This window comes from Asticcacaulis sp., from assembly GCF_051956075.1.
Lineage (GTDB): Bacteria > Pseudomonadota > Alphaproteobacteria > Caulobacterales > Caulobacteraceae > Asticcacaulis.
Window position 1 is genome coordinate 1 of sequence record NZ_JBQCGA010000066.1, and the last position, 18,069, is coordinate 18,069.

General features: G+C 62.2%; 15 protein-coding genes. 10 read left to right on the forward strand and 5 right to left on the reverse strand.

Features of this window, described 5'->3' with window-relative positions; translation table 11 throughout:
- Positions 1 to 358 precede the first annotated feature (358 nt).
- Positions 359 to 1,861: a phosphomannomutase/phosphoglucomutase gene (locus ACTHLA_RS17815; protein ID WP_440192715.1), complete on the reverse strand. Its 1,503-nt coding sequence runs from the start codon at positions 1,859 to 1,861 to the stop codon at positions 359 to 361.
- A gap of 84 nt (positions 1,862 to 1,945) precedes the next feature.
- A complete protein-coding gene (locus ACTHLA_RS17820) occupies positions 1,946 to 2,818 on the reverse strand; it encodes a UTP--glucose-1-phosphate uridylyltransferase (RefSeq protein ID WP_440192717.1) in 873 nt (290 codons plus the stop codon).
- A gap of 321 nt (positions 2,819 to 3,139) precedes the next feature.
- Between ACTHLA_RS17820 and ACTHLA_RS17825 the strand changes: the two genes are divergently transcribed.
- A complete protein-coding gene (locus ACTHLA_RS17825; protein ID WP_440192720.1) occupies positions 3,140 to 4,369 on the forward strand; it encodes a glycoside hydrolase family 27 protein in 1,230 nt (409 codons plus the stop codon).
- Positions 4,370 to 4,394: 25 nt separating this feature from the next.
- Here ACTHLA_RS17825 and ACTHLA_RS17830 read toward each other — a convergent pair whose 3' ends face one another.
- A complete protein-coding gene (locus ACTHLA_RS17830; RefSeq protein ID WP_440192723.1) occupies positions 4,395 to 5,099 on the reverse strand; it encodes a FadR/GntR family transcriptional regulator in 705 nt (234 codons plus the stop codon).
- 203 nt (positions 5,100 to 5,302) lie between these two features.
- On the opposite strand from ACTHLA_RS17830, the gene ACTHLA_RS17835 reads away from it, so the two are divergent.
- From ACTHLA_RS17835 to dxs, 7 genes are all read left to right on the forward strand, one after another.
- Positions 5,303 to 6,961, forward strand: coding sequence for a GH35 family beta-galactosidase (locus ACTHLA_RS17835; protein WP_440192726.1), 1,659 nt, complete (start codon positions 5,303 to 5,305; stop codon positions 6,959 to 6,961).
- A gap of 150 nt (positions 6,962 to 7,111) precedes the next feature.
- Complete coding sequence (locus ACTHLA_RS17840; RefSeq protein WP_440192729.1) at positions 7,112 to 9,970, forward strand: TIM-barrel domain-containing protein; 2,859 nt, start codon at positions 7,112 to 7,114, stop codon at positions 9,968 to 9,970.
- Positions 9,971 to 10,136: 166 nt separating this feature from the next.
- Positions 10,137 to 11,366, forward strand: coding sequence for a class I SAM-dependent methyltransferase (locus ACTHLA_RS17845; protein WP_440192732.1), 1,230 nt, complete (start codon positions 10,137 to 10,139; stop codon positions 11,364 to 11,366).
- 211 nt (positions 11,367 to 11,577) lie between these two features.
- A complete protein-coding gene (locus tag ACTHLA_RS17850; protein WP_440192735.1) occupies positions 11,578 to 12,207 on the forward strand; it encodes a histidine phosphatase family protein in 630 nt (209 codons plus the stop codon).
- Positions 12,204 to 12,452 carry an exodeoxyribonuclease VII small subunit gene (locus tag ACTHLA_RS17855; RefSeq protein ID WP_440192738.1) on the forward strand — a complete coding sequence of 83 codons (249 nt, stop codon included), beginning with the start codon at positions 12,204 to 12,206 and terminating at the stop codon, positions 12,450 to 12,452. Before ACTHLA_RS17850 ends, ACTHLA_RS17855 begins: the two co-directional genes overlap by 4 nt.
- A 9-nt stretch (positions 12,453 to 12,461) precedes the next feature.
- Positions 12,462 to 13,373 (forward strand): polyprenyl synthetase family protein, encoded by a 912-nt coding sequence (locus ACTHLA_RS17860; protein ID WP_440192741.1) that lies wholly within the window; start codon positions 12,462 to 12,464, stop codon positions 13,371 to 13,373.
- 40 nt (positions 13,374 to 13,413) lie between these two features.
- A complete protein-coding gene (gene dxs, locus ACTHLA_RS17865) occupies positions 13,414 to 15,330 on the forward strand; it encodes a 1-deoxy-D-xylulose-5-phosphate synthase (protein ID WP_440192743.1) in 1,917 nt (638 codons plus the stop codon).
- A 47-nt stretch (positions 15,331 to 15,377) separates the two neighbouring features.
- Here the strand turns inward: dxs and ACTHLA_RS17870 are convergent, their stop codons facing one another.
- The gene (locus ACTHLA_RS17870) at positions 15,378 to 15,788 is read right to left on the reverse strand and encodes an RcnB family protein (RefSeq protein WP_440192746.1); all 411 of its coding nucleotides are present in this window, start codon (positions 15,786 to 15,788) and stop codon (positions 15,378 to 15,380) included.
- 153 nt (positions 15,789 to 15,941) lie between these two features.
- Complete coding sequence (locus ACTHLA_RS17875) at positions 15,942 to 16,994, reverse strand: alpha/beta hydrolase fold domain-containing protein (protein WP_440192749.1); 1,053 nt, start codon at positions 16,992 to 16,994, stop codon at positions 15,942 to 15,944.
- Between the two features lie 343 nt (positions 16,995 to 17,337).
- Between ACTHLA_RS17875 and ACTHLA_RS17880 the strand changes: the two genes are divergently transcribed.
- Both ACTHLA_RS17880 and ACTHLA_RS17885 read left to right on the forward strand, forming a co-directional pair.
- The gene (locus ACTHLA_RS17880; RefSeq protein WP_440192752.1) at positions 17,338 to 17,541 is read left to right on the forward strand and encodes a cold-shock protein; all 204 of its coding nucleotides are present in this window, start codon (positions 17,338 to 17,340) and stop codon (positions 17,539 to 17,541) included.
- Between the two features lie 93 nt (positions 17,542 to 17,634).
- Positions 17,635 to 18,069: hypothetical protein (locus tag ACTHLA_RS17885; RefSeq protein WP_440192755.1), on the forward strand; the 435-nt coding region annotated here is incomplete at its 3' end.

The following is an 18,069-nucleotide window of genomic DNA, read 5'->3' on the forward strand; positions in this document are numbered from 1 at the left end:
AATTTCGGTCCGATCCTGAATAGTTTGAGCGCATGACTTGCTGAATGTATCGCGCCAGGTGGCGTGTGCAGCTTATCCTGTTTCCGCAGGTGCGCTTCGCATGGTCAAGAAGCTGCATTATCGACGATTCACTAGACGGGCTCATGCCGAAATCAGCAAATGAGGTCAAGCGCTTTATCGCTCTTAGGGTTTCGACTTCAGACAGGTTACCGTCCAAGAAACCATGTAAAACGCACTCAATAGAGGCGACATCGCCGACTTTATCATTTGCTAAACAGTGTGCCATCTGACCTTTTCTATTTCATTGGCGCGGCTGATAATCTCAACCAGGAAAATTGATAGCGCGTTAAGGCAGCTATCAGATTTCCTGATTATAGCTTCCGATTTCGTCATATTTGGCGAGGCGCGGCTTGACCTCCTTGCGGAACAGGTCGCGCATATCGTCTTCGGAGCGTAAGGATTCGACCACAACCACCAGTTCCGGCTTATTGCTTGAGGCGCGCACCAGCACCCACGAGCCGTCCTCCAGATGGACGCGCGCGCCGTTGACCGTGATGACCTCCTTGATCTTGCGGCCTAAGATCTCGCCGCCCGACTTGGCCAGGTCTTCATACTCCTTCACGATCCGCTCCAGCACGCCGTACTTGACCTCATCGCCGCAGTGCGGGCTCATGGTCAGCGAGGTATAGGCCACCGGCAGGGCGTCTTTCAGGTCCGACAGGCTCTTGCCCGGATTGCGGTCCATCATGGCCAGGATCCATGAGGCGGCGACCAGACCGTCATCATAGCCGCGGCCCAACGGCGTGTTGAAGAAGAAGTGGCCCGACTTCTCAAACCCCGCCAGAGCGTTCAGCTCATTGGTCTTGCGCTTGATGTAGGAATGGCCGGTCTTCCAATAGACGGTGGTTGCGCCGTTCTTCTTCAGCACCGCGTCGGTGGCGTAAAGCCCGGTGGATTTCACATCGACGATGAAGGTCGCGTCCTTGTACTGCTCGCTGAGGTCGCGCGCCAGCATCAGGCCGATCTTGTCGGCGAAGATTTCCTCGCCGGTATTATCGACCACGCCGCAGCGGTCGCCGTCGCCGTCAAAGCCCAAAGCCATGTCCGCGCCGTGTTCCTTGACCGCCTTGGCCATCTCCGACAGCATGTGATGGTCTTCGGGATTAGGATTATATTTCGGGAAGGTGGCGTCGAGGTCGCAGTCCATCTCGATCACCTCGGCCCCCATGGCGCGCAGGGTCTGCGGCGCGAACGCTCCCGCCGTGCCGTTGCCGCAGGCGCAGACCACCTTCAGCGGGCGCGACAGCTTCACCTTGGACGCGACGTCCGCCATGTAGCGGTCCTGCACGCCCTCAACCTGTGTGACGCTGCCGCCGGGACGCGCCACGCCTTCGCCGTTCAGCACGATGTCCTTCAGCCGCCCGATCTCCTCCGGCCCGAAGGTCAGCGGGGCTTGACAGCCCATCTTCACCCCGGTCCAGCCGTTCTCATTGTGCGAAGCCGTGACCATGGCCACGCACGGCGCTTCAAGGTCGAATTGCGCGAAATAGGCGATCGGCGACAGGCACAGGCCGATATCCAGCACCTCGCAGCCGGCCTGCATCAGACCCAGCATCAAAGCGTTCTTGATATTGATCGAGTAAGAACGGAAATCGTGGCCGGTGACGATGCGCGGCTTAACCCCGCGCTCCTGGATATAGGTTCCAAGTCCCAGACCCAGCGCCTGAATGCCTAAGAGGTTGATCTCCTTGCCGAACAGCCAGCGCGCATCGTATTCGCGAAAGCCCGTGGCCTTGACCAGCGGGATCGTCTCGAATTCGTAGGTGTTCTCGCGGATATCGGCGCGCGGTGTGATGGACATAGGCGTATAATTCCCCGGATGGTCAGGCATTGGAAACGGCGTGTCTCATGCCACGCCGCTGGATAAAAAAGCAGTACGCAGAAATTACAACAGCGCCTTGACAGCCGCGCGCGCCGCCGCGCCCAGCTCAGGATGCTTGAGCGCCATCGCGACATTGGCGCGAAGAAGACCGATCTTGTCGCCGCAATCATAGGTCACGCCGTCATATTCGAGCGCATGGAAACCTTGCGTCTCCATCAGGCGGAACATCGAGTCGGTCAACTGGATCTCATTGCCAGCGCCGCGCTCCTGTGTCGCCAGCAACTCGAAAATCTCTGGCTGGAGAATATAGCGCCCCGATACGATCAGATTGGAGGGCGCGGTCCCGGCCTTGGGCTTTTCCACCATGCCGGTCATTTTGTTGAGACGGCCCGATTGCCCGTCCAGCGCCACGACCCCGTACTTGTGCGTCTGGTCGTGCGGCACCGGCTCGACGACAATGATATTGCCGCCGACCTCGTCATAGGCGTCAATCGCCTGCTTCATCGCCGGAACCTCGGCGTCCATCACCATATCGGGCAGGATGACCCCGAACGGCTCGTCGCCGACAATATCGCGCGCGCACCAGACGGCGTGGCCGAGGCCATGCGGCTGCATCTGGCGCACAAAGCTCATCTCGCCGGGGCGCGGCAGTTCGGCCAGCAACTGATTGAGGATATCGGTCTTGCCCTTGGCGGCCAGTTGCGCCTCCAGCTCAACCTGATGATCGAAATAGTCTTCGATAGCGCCCTTGAAGCGCCCGGTGACAAAGACGAAATGCTCGATCCCCGCCGCGCGGGCTTCCTCGACGACATAGGATAAAATCGGCCGGTCAACGACGTTGAGCAGCTCCTTGGGGACGGTTTTCGTGCCGGGCAGCACACGCGTGCCCAGCCCCGCCACAGGAATGACCGCCTTGCGGACGCGCTTGTTCGTCAAAAAGAACCTCTTACGGGCTGACGCGACCGTCCCTTGCAGCCGCGCTTCATGGCGCGCAGGTTAGTGAGCGCCTGCGCAAAAGACAACCTTTCAGGGCGAGAATGTTGTTTGCGGCGTCAGAGGCTGCCTGAAAAAGAGCCCCCGGACGGGAAAGTCCGGGGGCCATGCCAGACATGTGTGCGGTAGGGCGCACACAGGAGGAACGCATCTGCAAACCGAAGAGTAGCGTGGAATTTCATTAAAGCAAATTATTTTATTTAATCGGATATGGCGTTGAACGGCGAAAAATTATATGACTTATCGCCAATAGGGAGACAGATCATGAACAAAGCCAAAATCTGGCGCCGCGTCCTTATGGCGGGCGGACTCGCCGCCGTCCTGACCGGCGGCGCGCTCGTCACGGGCGTCGCCCAGGCCGAGGACCAAGGCGGCTATACGCTGGAAAAGCCCAAGCCGCAGGTCGCCATGACCCCGCCCATGGGCTGGAATTCGTGGAACCACTTCGCCTGCAATATCGACGAAGCCAAGATCAGGGGCGCCGCCGACGCCATGGTCGCTTCGGGCATGAAGGACGCGGGCTATCAATATATCATCATCGACGATTGCTGGCAGGTCGGGCGCGACGATGCGGGTAATATTGTCGCCGATCCAGTCAAATTTCCTTCGGGGATCAAGGCGCTGGCCGACTACATACACAGCAAGGGTCTGAAGTTCGGCATCTATTCCGATGCGGGCCTGAAAACCTGCGGCGGACGCCCGGCCTCGCGCGGGCATGAGTTTCAGGACGCGAAACAATACGCCGCCTGGGGCGTCGATTATCTGAAATATGACTGGTGCAACACCGGCTCCGACGACGCCCAGGCCGATTACCGCATCATGGCGATGGCCCTGCGCGAATCCGGTCGCGACATCGTCTTTTCGCTGTGCGAATGGGGCCAGCACAAGCCGTGGGAGTGGGCGGGCGAGGTCGGCCATCTGTGGCGCACCACGGGCGACATCTGGGACAATTGGGACCAGAACAAGGATTATATGCACGGCGTCACTGACATTCTCGATCAGCAGGTCGGGCTGGAAAAATATTCCGGCCCCAACCACTGGAACGACCCCGACATGCTCGAAGTCGGCAATGGCGGCATGACGGACACCGAATACCGCGCCCATTTCTCGCTATGGGCCATGCTGGCCGCGCCCCTGATCGCGGGCAACGACCTGTCCGATATGAGCGACGCCACCAAAACCATCCTGATGAATAAGGATGTGATCGCCATCGATCAGGACGCTTTGGGCCAGCAGGGCCATCGCGTCACCAAGGATGGCGATTATGAGGTCTGGGCGCGCCCGCTCAGCAATGGCGACATGGCGGTGATCCTGCTGAACCGCTCCAAAGCGGCGCACACAATGACGGCCGACTGGGCGACGCTCGGCCTGCCTGCAAAAGCCGACGTCAAGGATCTGTGGTCGAAAGCGGTCAAAAAGAACGTCAAGACCGCCTACGCCGCCGAAGTCCCGTCGCACGGCGTGGTCATGCTGCGCGTGACGCCGAAGAGGTAGGCGGCCTAAGTGCGCATCCGGCGGCTTAGGCCGCCGAAGCCTCCGCCGCTTTCTCAATGAAGGTCAGCGATTCGCGCAGAATCGCGGCGGATGCGGCTTCCGCCGTGACGGCGTCGCCTTTTTCAATGGCGACCAGAATGGATTCATGCTGCGCCAGATCGGCGGTGTGACCGGCAATCTGGTTGGTGAGCTGGATCGACAGGTTGAGCGCGTTGGTGATCATCGGCTTCAGCCGCCAGAAGAACGGATTGCCCGACGCCTTGAGGATGGCGACATGGAAGTCGATATCGGCCTGCAATGAGGCGTCCGGGTCTTTGGCGGCGCTCATCGCCTCCAGCCCCTCGCGGATTTCGGCGATGGCCAGCTTGTTCTGCACCTGCGCGGCCAGAGCGGCGGCGGTCGGCTCGATGGCCAGCCGCATCTGCGTGAATTCCTTGAAAATCTTGTTGGAGTAGGGGCGCTCCATCAGCCAGCGCAGCACGTCCGGGTCGAGCAGGTTCCAGTTCTCGACCGGCTCGACGCGCGTGCCCTGACGCTGACGCGACGCCAACAGGCCCTTGGCCGACAGCATCTTGACCGCCTCGCGCATCACGGTGCGGCTGGCGCCGAACTTCTGGCACAGTTCCGCCTCGGTCGGAAAACCCGTCTGCTCGAACGCGCCAGTGACGATGGATTGGCCGAGCGTGCGCATGAGTCCATAGGCCAGACTGACGCCGAATTCAGAACGCATGACGGTTTCCCCTTTTGTTTTTCTAAGCAAGTGTCGAATCGGCCGCCCGGGCCGGTCGATCCACGGTAGAGACTACACAAAAAGTTCATCGCGCGACATAATTGATGGTTGGACTTGCGATCGCGACAGAGTTTTTATATGACAATTTTACAAGTAATAAGCCGCTTCACCTATGAATCGGCATCGGGTTGGGGACTTACGTCATGAGATTCATCAAAACTGTGGCCGCGGCGACGGCCTTGTCCGCCGTCATGCTCGCGGCGGGCGCCGCGTTCGCGGGCGATATGCCTCAACTGGTGACAAAGAACGGCAAGCACGCCCTGATGGTCGACGGCGCGCCGTATCTTTTGCTGGGCGGGCAGGCGAACAATTCCTCCAACTACCCGGCGGTCCTGCCCAAGGTCTGGCCCGCGATCAAGGATATGCAGGCCAACACCCTGGTCATGCCCGTGGCCTGGGAGCAGATCGAGCCGAAGGAGGGGCAGTTCGACTTTTCTTTCGTCGATACGCTGGTCACGCAGGCGCGTGACAACCATGTCCGCCTCGTCATCCTGTGGTTCGGCACCTGGAAGAACACCGGCCCCAGCTATACGCCGGACTGGGTCAAGACCGACAATAAGCGCTTTCCGCGCCTGACCAATCAGGACGGCTCGACCTCCTACGCCCTGTCGCCGCTTTATGACACAACCCGCGAGGCCGACAAAAAGGCCTATGTCGCGCTGCTGACGCACATCAAGGCGATAGACGGCGACCAACACACAGTCATCATGATGCAGGTCGAAAACGAAACCGGCGTCTATGGCGCGGCCCGCGACTATTCCAAAAAGGCCGACGCCCTGATGGCGAAGCCCGTTCCGGCGGCGTTGATCAAAGCCATGGGCAAGCGCGCGCTCAAAGCGTCTGGGAACTGGCATGAGGTGTTCGGCGACGACGCCGACGAATATTTCCAGGCCTGGTCGATCGCCAGCTATTGCGACGACATCGCCGCAGCGGGTAAGGCGGTCTATCCGCTGCCGACCTATATGAACGACGCCCTGAAAGACCCGCTCAACCCGACGAAGGCAGGCTCCTACGCCTCCGGCGGCCCCAGCTATAATGTGCTGGACATTTACAAGGTCGCCGCGCCGCATATCGACCTGCTGGCGCCCGATCTCTATTCGCCGGATTCCAAGTCCTATGAGGCGACGCTCGATCTCTATACGCGCCCGGACAACGCCCTGTTCGTCGCCGAAAGCGGCAACAAGCCGATCTATGCGCGCTATCTGTTCACCGCGCTGGGCCACAAGGCGATCGGCTTCGATCCGTTCGGTTTCGACTATACCGGCTATTCCAACTATCCGTTGGGCAATAAGGCGACCGACAAGAGCATGGTCGCGCCCTTCGCCAATCTGTATGGCGTCTTCGCCCCGATGGCGCGCGTCTGGGCCAAGCTGAGCTTTGACAATCAGGTCTGGGGCGTCTCCGAACCGGACGACCACAGCGCCCAGTCGCTCGACCTCGGCCCACAATGGTCGGCCAAGGTCACCTATCGCCAGTGGCAATTTGGCCTGCCCGAATGGGATCCGCAGAACAAGAATGGCTATCCCGAAGGTTCGGACATCCCCTCCGGCGGCGTCGCGGTGGCGAAGCTGTCGGACAACCAGTTCCTTGTCGTCGGCCATAATGCGCGCATCACCTTCGGCGCCGGTCCCAAGAACGCCGATAAGGGCTTTCTAGTCTCGCGCGTCGAGGAAGGCCATTACGACGATCAGGGCAACTGGGTGTTTGAGCGGGTCTGGAACGGCGACGAAACCGATTACGGCCTGAATTTCACCGCCACGCCCGTGGTTTTAAAGGTCACGCTGGCGACCTACGAGAAGTAAGGCTCCTTTCAAAATAATAGCAAGGCCTCTTCATCCCTCCCTGCGTAGCGGGGAGGGGGGACCGCAAGTACTCAAGGAGCGAAGCGTTAGTACGCTTCTTGGGCGGTGGGAGGGGCGACCCCACAGGATGTTGAGACGATGAGAAACCTGATGATCACCGCGTCCGTGCTGACGCTCATACTGGCCAGCCCCGCCATGGCTGGCGATTTCCAGAAGACAGCCAGCGGCGTGGTCGTCCATCCCGACGAAGGCCCCGCCAAAGAGGTGCGCCTTGAGGTCATGGCGCCCAATATCATCCATGTGCTCGCACTCGATAATCCCAGCCGCGAACAGGTTGAGTCGCTGATGACGGTCGCAAAGCCGGTGGCGGGTGATTACGCGGTCAGCGAAAAGGACGGCGTCGTCACGCTGAACGCTGGTCAGGCCTCGGCGCAGGTGTCGCTGGCCACGGGACTGGCCACCTTCTTCAACGCCGAGGGCCAACAGGTTCTGACGCAAAGCTCCGAGCAGATCACGCCCGTCACCGTCGAAGGCAAGCCGTTTGTCGCCGTCGCCGCCCAGTTCAACAAGGGCACGGACGAAGCCTTTTACGGCATGGGCCAGCACCAGAACGCCCAGATGAACCTGAACGGCGAAGACATCCTGCTGTCGCAGCACAATATGGACGTCGCCGTGCCGTTCGTGGTCTCGACGAAAAACTACGGCCTGTTGTGGGATAATGACTCGATCACGCGCTGGGGCAATCCGACCCCCTATGCGCTGATGAGCCGCGACCTCAAACTGACCACGCCGGATGGCAAACCGGGCCTGACCGCCAAATACTATGTCGATGGCAAGCTGGTCCTGACCCGCACCGAGAGCGACATCCGCTATCAGTACCTGAAGGACGTGGCCGAGAACTGGCCTGACGCGCCCGCGCTGAGCAAACAGGCGACGCAAGGCAAGACCGTCAAGGTGGTGTGGGACGGCACGATGACCTCCGACATCTCCGGCGTCCATAAGATGCAACTCTACGCCTCGGACTATGCCGATCTGACCATCGACGGCAAGCCGGTCATGGATGTGTGGCGGCAGGGCTGGAACCCGTGGTATCACAATTTCACCGTCGATTTCCTCGCGGGCAAGCCGGTGAAGTTCCACCTGGAATGGACGCCTTCGGGCGGCATGGTGGCGGTGACCCACGACAATCCGCAAAGCGCTGCCGACACCCATTCGCTGCAATTGTCGTCCGAGGTCGGCACAGGGCTGAACTACTATTTTATCGCCTCGAACTCCATCGACGGCTCGATCGCCGGCTACCGCACCCTGACCGGGCAGGCGCCGCTGATGCCGAAATGGGCCTATGGCTTCTGGCAATCCCGGCAAAGATACGAAACGCAGGACCAGTTGCTCGACACTGTGGCCGAATATCGCAAGCGCGGCTGGCCGCTCGATAATATCGTGCAGGACTGGTTCTACTGGCCCGAAGACCAGTGGGGCAGCCACACCTTCGACAAGACGCGCTTCCCCGACCCCAAGGCCATGGTCGATCAGGTGCATAAGGAACACGCCCACATCATGATCTCGATCTGGGGCAAGTTCTACGCCAACACCGCCAACTACAAGGAGCTGGACGCCAAGGGCTATATGTTCGAGCAGAACGTGAAAAACGGCACGCGCGACTGGGTCGGCAAAGGCTATCTCAACAGCCACTATTCGCCCTATAATCAGGAAGCGCGCGACATCTATTACCGTCAGCTCAAGGATACGCTGATCCCGCTCGGCTTCGACGCCTGGTGGATGGACAATACCGAGCCGGACGTCAATTCCAACGAGCGCCCCGCCGACTTCGCCAAGCTGATCACTCCGACCCAGATGGGGCCGGGCGCTCTGGTGCATAACCCCTACGCGCTGATGAACACCGAGGCCATGTATGACGGCCTGAAGCGCGACGAACCTGATACGCGCCAGTTCATACTGACCCGCTCGGGCTTTGCGGGCATTCAGCGCAATGCGGCGGCGGTCTGGTCGGGCGATACCGTGGCGCGCTGGAACAACCTCTACGATCAGATCGCGGCGGGCGTGAACTTCTCCATGTCGGGCATCCCCAACTGGACGCACGATATCGGCGGCTACGCGCAGGAGACGCGCTATCAGTATGGCGATCTTGGCTCGGCGCAGGAAAACCGCGCCACCGACGCACATCCGATCAAGCCGGAAGACCTGGCCGAATGGCAGGAGCTGAACCTGCGCTGGTTCGAATTTGGCGCGCTATCGCCCCTGTTCCGCAGTCACGGCGAGGTCGTCAAGCGCGAGATCTACAACATCGCGCCCGACGGCTCGGATATGCAAAAGGCGATGGTCTGGTACGATGACCTGCGCTACCGCCTGATGCCCTATATCTATACGGTGGCATCCGACACCTATTACCATTCCGGCACGATCATGCGCGGCCTGGTGATGGATTTCGAGAACGACGAAAAAGCCCGCGACATCAAGGACGAATATCTGTTCGGCCACGCCCTGCTGGTCGCGCCGGTCACCGAATACAAGGCGCGCTCGCGCGACGTCTATGTCCCGGCGGGCGCGGACTGGTATGACTTCTATACCGGCCAGAAAATCACCGGCGGCCAGACGATCAGCGCCGACGCGCCGGTGGCCCAGATCCCGCTCTATGTCCGCGCAGGCGCGATCCTGCCGATGGGACCGGTCACGCAATATGTCGATGAAAAGCCCGACGCCCCCCTGACGATCAATGTCTATACCGGCGCGGACGGGACGTTCAGTCTTTACGAAGACGACGGCGTGACGAACGGCTACACGCGCGGCGAATATAGCCGCATCCCGTTCGCCTACGATGACCGCAAAGGCGTCCTGACCATCGGCGCCTGCAATGGCTCCTATCCGAACATGGTCGCGACGCGAACCTTCCATATCCGCTTCATCACGCCGGGGCAGGCCACCACCGACTTCGACAAGGCCGACCAGACGGTGACCTATACCGGCGGCGAACTGAGCGTGACGCGCTAACCCAAACGCCCCCTCTCCCCACAAACGGGGAGAGGGGGCGTTCGCGCCACGTCATCCCTCTTGCCAACGGTAAAATCCGGTCCATATTAAACAGGCGCGGGCCGCAATCCGCAGGCCCTCGGTATGCGTATATCTTGCGTGTCACTCTTCTGCATGAGGCCGCCCGATGACGACCCCCGCCGTTAGCCCCGCCGACCTGAAAGCCCTGCCGTTCGCCGCGCGCAAAGGGGTGCAGATCCTGCAAAAGGTCTGGGAGATCGGCGCGCTTGAGGTCGTCTTTCCCGACGGCAAGAGCCTGACCTTACACGGCAAACAACCGGGGCCGACCGGAGTGCTGCTGGTCAAAGACTTCCATTTTATGCAGCGCGTGCTGGCCTCCGGCGATATCGGCTTTTGCGACGGCTTCCGCGAAGGCGAATGGGACACGCCGGACCTGGCCACCCTGCTGGAAGTGCTGACGCTCAACTCCGAAAAGCTGGGTCAGTTGTTCACCGGTAATATCGTCACCCAGACGATCAACAATATCCTGCACGCCTTGCGCAAAAACACCAAGAAAGGCTCACAGCGCAACATCTTCGAGCATTACGATCTCGGCAACAGCTTCTACGATCAGTGGCTCGACCAGACCATGACCTATTCGTCGGCCCTGTTCGACGGCGAGCGTTTCCGCGAGCACAAGGATTTGAGCGCCGCCCAGACGGCCAAATATGCGCGCCTGGCCGAACTGGTTGATCTGCAACCGGGCCAGCATGTGCTGGAGATCGGCTGCGGCTGGGGCGGCTTTGCGCAATATGCGGCGGAAACCGTGGGCGCCCATGTCACCGGCGTGACCATCTCACGCGCCCAGCATGATTACGCCGTCGAACGGATGGCGCGGCTCGGTCTGTCGGACAAGGTCACTATCCGTCTGATGGATTATCGCGACATTCAGGGCCAGTTCGACGCCGTGGTGTCGATTGAGATGTTTGAGGCGGTCGGCGAATCTTATTGGGGCGTCTATTTCGACAAGCTGCGCGACGTGCTCAAAAAAGGCGGCAAGGCGGGCCTGCAGATCATCACCATCGCCGACGACATGTTCGAGGACTACAAGTCGCGCGCCGACTTCATCCAGAAATATGTCTTCCCCGGCGGCATGCTGCCCTCGGCGCAGAAGCTGGTCGAACAGACCCATGCGGCGGGCCTGAAACTGGTCTCCAATTTCGGCTTCGGCCACGACTATGCCGAGACGCTGAAACAGTGGGGCCAGCGCTTCGAGGCGGCGTGGAAGGAAGGCCGCATCAAGGGCTTCGACGCCCAGTTCCGCAAACTCTGGCTATTCTACCTCGCCTATTGCGAGGCGGGCTTCCGCACCGAACGCACCAACGTCCTGCAACTGCAATTGCAGCGGGCGGATTGAATCATCCCTCCCCGTAAACGGGGAGGGATGAGAACGGACCATCCTCCCCCGTTTACGGGGAGGTGGCATTTGCGGAGCAAATGACGGAGGGGGCAGCTCCCCTCCCGACAAAAACACTTGCCGCTCCGCCAGTGGGACGTTACCAACGACCCCTGTTTCAACCGACGGCGAATCCCTGCGAACGATGGGAGAGCCGTGATCCGGGGGCCGGGTGCGCGACACGACTGAGATTCCGACAGGCGGCCAGACCGCGCCAAAGACGGGCGCGATCACGCTTGTACGCCACGGTGAACCGGCCCTGTCGCGGCGCGTCAAGCTCGACTGGCGCGGCTATGCCGACTGGTGGGCCGCCTATGACCGGGCGGGCCTGCTGGAAGGTCAGTTGCCGCCGCCGGTTCTGCACGATTTCGCCCGCGACGCCCGTTATATCTACGCCTCGCCCCTGCCGCGCTCGGTCGAGACCGCGCGCGCCGTCTGCCGGGGCCGCGGCTTTGTCGAACTGCCGCAACTGGTCGAGGCGCCGCTGCCGCCGCCGCATCTGCCGTCCTTTATCAAATTCACGCCGAACTCATGGGGTTGGGGTTTTGTGGCCCGCACATGGTGGTGGTTCGTCGATACGCCCGGCTTCGAGACCCGCCGTCAGGCGCAGGCGCGCGCCAGGGAGATGGCCGCCTTCCTGCTGGACAAGGCGAAGGAAGGCGGCGACGTGCTGGTGCTGGCGCACGGCTATTTTAATCTGATGATCAGCCTTGAACTGAAGCGCATGGGTTTTGTACAAACCCTGGAGCAGGGCTTCAAATACTGGGGCTGCCGCCGTTACGAACGGAAGACGAGACCATGACCGACCCCCAAGCGCCCACGAACGAGCTGTCCTTCGAAGCCGCCCTGGCCCAGCTCGAAAAGATCGTCGCTGAGCTGGAATCGGGCCAGGCTCCGCTGGAAAAGTCATTGGAACTTTATCAGAAGGGCGCTGAACTGAAGGCCCTGTGCGAAGCGCGCCTCGAAGCCGCGCGTCTGCAGGTCGAAAAGATTTCGCTCAACAAAAGCGGCGGCGTCGAAGGCGTCGCACCCGCGTCTTTCGAATAGAGAAGGTCTGTGACGCCCATCGCCGCCAATTCCGATCTGCCGCCGCTGGTGGCGCGCATGGAGGAGACCGCCGATCTGGTCACGATGGCGCTCGACCAGCTCTTGCCGCATGGCGAAGGCCCGGAATCGCGCTTGACCGAGGCGATGCGCTACGCAGCCCTCGGTCCCGGCAAGCGGCTGCGGCCCTTCTTCGCGCTGGAGACGGGCCGTCTGCTCGGCGCCGATGAGAACGCGGTGCTGCGCGCCGCCTGCGCGCTGGAATGCATTCACGCCTATTCGCTCGTGCATGACGACCTGCCGTGCATGGACGATGACGACCTGCGCCGAGGGCAACTGACCGTGCACCGCGCCTACGATGAGGCGACCGCCGTGCTGGCCGGCGATGCGCTGCAAAGCGTGGCTTTCGAGATTCTGGCGCATGAAGACACGCATGACGACCCGCTGGTGCGCTGCGAACTGGTCAAGATGCTGGCGCGCGCTTCGGGCGCAGAAGGCATGGCGGGCGGCCAGATGATCGACCTTCTGGGCGTGCAGGGCGATATTGGCGGCGTGGCGCGCATGCAGCGCCTGAAGACCGGCGCCCTGATCGTCTATGCCTTCCAGATACCGCTGGTGGTGGCCGACGCCTCCGACCGCGACGGTCTGGCCCTGACCCATTTCGCACAGGATTTGGGGCTCGCCTATCAGATCGCCGACGATGTTCTGGACGTCGAGGGCGACCCCGACCAGATGGGCAAGGGTGCAGGCGGCAAGGACGCGGCCAGGGGCAAGACCAATTTCGTTACCCTTTTGGGCCTCGAAGAATCCAAGGCCCGCGTGCGGATTTTATCGGATCAGGCCAAATCCCGGCTTGAAATTTTCGGTAGTGACGCGCGATACTTGCGCGAGAGTGTTGACTTCGTTCTCAATCGGCGCAAATGAGCCGCTTCCGGGACGACAGCCCGGCAGGTCAGATTATAATATGCCCGATACCCCCATTCTGGACAGACTAAGCGATCCCGCCGCCATTCATGGCCTGACGCCGGACGAATTACGTCAACTGGCCGACGATGTGCGCGCTGAGACCATCGACGTTGTGTCGCGCACCGGCGGACATCTGGGTTCGGCCCTGGGCGTGGTCGAGCTGAGCGTGGCCCTGCACCACGTCTTCGACACGCCGCGCGACATTCTGATCTGGGATGTCGGTCATCAGTGCTATCCGCACAAGATACTGACCGGACGACGCGGCGAGATGCGCTCCTTGCGTCAGGGCGGTGGCCTCTCCGGCTTCACCAAGCGCGCGGAAAGCCCGTACGATCCGTTCGGCGCGGCGCATGCCGCCACCTCAATCTCGGCGGCGCTCGGCTTTTGCGCCGCCCGCGATCATAAGGGCGCGGACAACAAGGTGGTGGCGGTGATCGGCGACGGCTCCCTGTCGGCGGGCATGGCCTATGAGGCGATGAACAACGCCGCCGAAACGACCAAGAACCTGACCGTCATCCTCAACGACAACGACATGTCGATCGCCCCGCCGGTCGGCGGCATGAGCGCCTATCTGGCCAATCTGGTCTCCGGCGGCGCCTATCAGAAGCTCCGCCGCTGGGGCAAGAGCATGGCCGAGCGTCTGCCGCGCCCGCTGTTTGAAATGGTGCGCAAGGGCGAGGAGTTTTCGCGCACCTATGTCACCGGCGGCACCTTTTTCGAGGAGCTGGGCTTCTACTATGTCGGCCCGATCGACGGCCACAATATGGAGCATCTGCTCACCGTCCTGAAGCGTGTTCACGGCATCACCGACCGCCCTGTCCTCGTGCATGTGGTGACGCAGAAGGGCAAGGGCTACGCGCCCGCCGAGACCGCCGCCGACAAATATCACGGCGTATCGAAATTCGACGTGGTCACCGGCCAGCAGGCCAGGCCCAAGGCCAATGCTCCCAGCTATACCGACATCTTCGCCTCGGAACTGATCAAGCAGGCGCGCGAGGATGAGCGCATCGTCGCCATCACCGCCGCCATGCCGTCCGGCACGGGCCTTGACCGCTTCGCCGAGGTCTTCCCGACGCGCTGCTACGATGTCGGCATCGCCGAGCAGCACGCCGTCACCTTTGCGGCGGGCCTCGCCGCTGACGGCATGAAGCCGTTCTGCGCCCTCTATTCGACCTTTTTGCAGCGTGGCTACGATCAGGTCGCGCACGATGTCTCCCTGCAGAACCTGCCGGTGCGCTTCGCCATCGACCGCGCCGGTCTGGTCGGGGCCGACGGCGCCACCCATGCCGGCGCTTTCGACATCGGCTACCTGGGCGCCCTGCCGAACATGATGCTGATGGCCGCGTCGGACGAGGCGGAACTGGCGGCCATGATCGCCACCGCCGCGGCCTATGACGACGGCCCCAGCGCCTTTCGCTATCCCCGCGGCGAGGCGACGGGGATCGCCATCCCCGAACGCGCCCAGCCGCTTCAGATCGGCAAGGGCCGCATTGTGCGCGAAGGCTCAAAGGTCGCCATCCTGTCGCTGGGCACGCGCCTGCAGGACGCGCTCAAGGCCGCCGACCTTCTGGCGGCGCGCGGTTTTTCGACTACCGTGGCCGACGCCCGCTTCGCCAAACCGCTCGATACGGCGCTGATCACGCAACTGGCGCGCCATCATGAATGCCTGATCACGCTTGAGGAGGGCGCCATGGGCGGCTTCGGCGCCTTCGTGCTGCACTATCTGGCGGGCGAGGGCGCGCTCGACAATGGCCTGCGCGTGCGCACCCTGACCTTGCCCGACCGCTATCAGGATCAGGACAGCCAGGCGAAACAATATGCCGAGGCCGGTCTCGACGCCCCGCACATCGCCATGACCGCCCGGCGCGCGTTAGGGCTGGACGAGGCGGGCGTTCTCAAAGCCATCAGCCAATAAAAAAGCGGCCCCCTTTGCGGAGCCGCTTCTTTTTTACAGCGCAGATCTTACTGCGCCAGCACGATCGAGGCGATCAGGCCGGTCGCGATGCTGGCCATCACATAGTCGCCATCGACATAGCGCCATTCATAGCCATAGGGCGGACGGCGCAGATGATAGTAGCGATAGTCGATGCGGCGGCCGCGGCCCCAGTAGTCGTGCGGCACATAGCCGCCGCGACGCCAGTGCGTATGGCGATAGCCGCGATCATAGCTCCAGCGATGGCTGGCGTAACGATCATGCCGCTCATAACGGTCGTGGCCATAACGGTCGTGGCCGTAACGATTGTGGTCATCACGATCGCGATGTTCATAGCGACCGTGGTCGTAATGATGCTGCGGCGCCGCTTCGGCGGCTGTGCCGAGGGCGGTCCCGCCAATCAGAGCGGCGGCGGCGGCGAGGGTCAAAAGACGCTTCATGTTCGTGTCCTTTCCAGTCTGCCCCGATTAATGCCCATAATCCCTATGTCACGCATGATAGATTATGCGCGCTGAACGTGCGATGAATGGGCTAAGCGGGCAATCTGTCAGGAAAGGCGCACGGATAAGATTACGGTGCGGTGGTCGACGTTTTCACGCGCTGCGCGGCAGGCCCATCAGGCCGCGCCACAGTCCGGCGATGTCCAGCGTCGCCGCCCGCGCCGATCCGGCCAGACCGCACAAAAGCTCGAAACCCAGCGGCAGGCTGTCATAACGGCGGTAAACCGTCTCGCACCCGGCCCTCCGCAGCCGCCGCGCATAGTCTTCCGCCTGCGCGGCGGTCGGATCGAAGCCCGCCGATGCGATCAGGCCGCGCGGCTGGCCGCCCAGCAGCTTTTCGCGTCCCGGCGACAGACGCGGATCGCTGAGATCATGACCGCCGCCCGCATAGTTGGCGATCATCTCGTTCAGATCGGCGCCGTTCAGCGGCCATAACCCCTTGTCAGCGTCGCGCAGACCCGGATCGCCGAGGTCGAGCAGCGGCGTCAGCAGTAATTGTCCGGCGGGCTGGGGCTTGAGGTCGCGTTTCAATTCCAGGCACAGACGCGCCGCCAGCCCGGCCCCGGTCAGGGCGCCGCCCAGCGCCACGCGCCCCGACGGCGCCCCCAGCGTAAAGGCGTTGGTCTGCGCCCAGTCGGCGATCCTGTGCGCATCCTCCAGCGCCGCCGGAAAACGGTGATCGGGCGCCAACCGGTAATGCGGCAGAAAGACCGGGCAGCGCGCCGCGAAGGCGAACAGGCCGCCAAAGGCGCGGCTCAGTTCCGGCCCGCCCAGCACGCCGCCGCCCTGATGGAAGAAAACCATGAGCGGCATGTCGTCGTCGATATGCAGGGGGCGGATCAAAAGGCCGCTGACCCCGGCGCTGCCGACGGCGTCCACCTGCACGCGCGCGCCCGGCGCCGTCGCAAAGCGCGCGGCCATCTCGCGCCAGTCCGCGCGCGCTTCGTCGAGCGGACGACCCGCGACGCCAAGACGCGGACGACCGTTGCGGTCGCTCAGGCCGGTGCGCCACAGGAACTGGAATTCCGGGTCGAGCGTGCGTCCCTGCTCATAGACGATCGCCCCGCCTGACAACAGGCGCAGGACCGGAGCGGGCAGGGTCAGCGCCGTGCGGAGCAGAAAGGTCGTCAGGGACTGGGTTTGCATGGCGTCTGCAAGCGGGTGGACTCATTGCGATGATTCAGCGCGCCGCCGCGCCAAAATCAAGGAGAAACGCCCGCTGAGAGCGAGGTTTTTCCGCTGCGGCGCGGTAACATGCGCGCGATCCGAGGCCTTCCGGTCCCGAATTCATTTGACCAAAAGGAGAACCACTGTCTTAATGCCGCGACAATCCGTTACTCAGGCTGCCTACGCTAAAGGGGATTGGACTGCATCGGGCGCATTTCCCGACGCTTTCTGGTTTCGATCTGCTGCTACCGAGACACACGATTGTTTGCGACGGGCTCGCCCGCCGCGCCTCGATAACGGCTCGATCATAAGGAGAGCGCACATGGCCGAAGGTACGGTCAAATGGTTCAACTCGACAAAAGGCTTCGGCTTTATCCAACCCGCCGCCGGCGGTAACGACGTTTTCGTGCACATCTCGGCGGTTCAGCGCGCCGGCCTGCAAGGCCTGGCCGATGGCCAGAAGGTGTCCTACGAACTGCAAACCGAACGCGGCAAGACCGCTGCGGTCGATATTAAGCTGATCTGATCTCAGATCGTTTGAGACATTGAAAAACGCGGTCCGCATCGCCGGGCCGCGTTTTTTTATCCCCGCATCTGTAGCTGACCTTATCCTGATGCGATGACCTATACGGAACAGGCAGAAGCGGACAAGGCGGCGCTGGAAGCGCGGCTGCTGCGCCTGCGCGCCTTCACCGAAGACATTGCCCAGCGCCTGCACGACATGCCTGCGCCGCAAACCTATGTCGAAGCCACCCACGCCGCCCGCGCTCTCCAGACCGCCGACAAGGCGCTGGCCAGCCTGCCCGAAGCGCCGCCTCAGACCTGTGACGCGGCTCCCGCGCCCACCTTCCGCGACGCTTTACGCGCCTGCGCCGACCGCCTGCTCGACGCCGTCGAGCGCATCGACCGGCCGCAGACCCACATCGAAGCCGCCCGCGCCCAACGCTGCGCCCTCGTCATGCAGGCCCTGCTGCGCCAGCTTTACACAACGCCCTATCCGTCTGGGCCCAGACGCTATGAGGATGAGGATTTTACCATCCTTTTCAGCGACTGG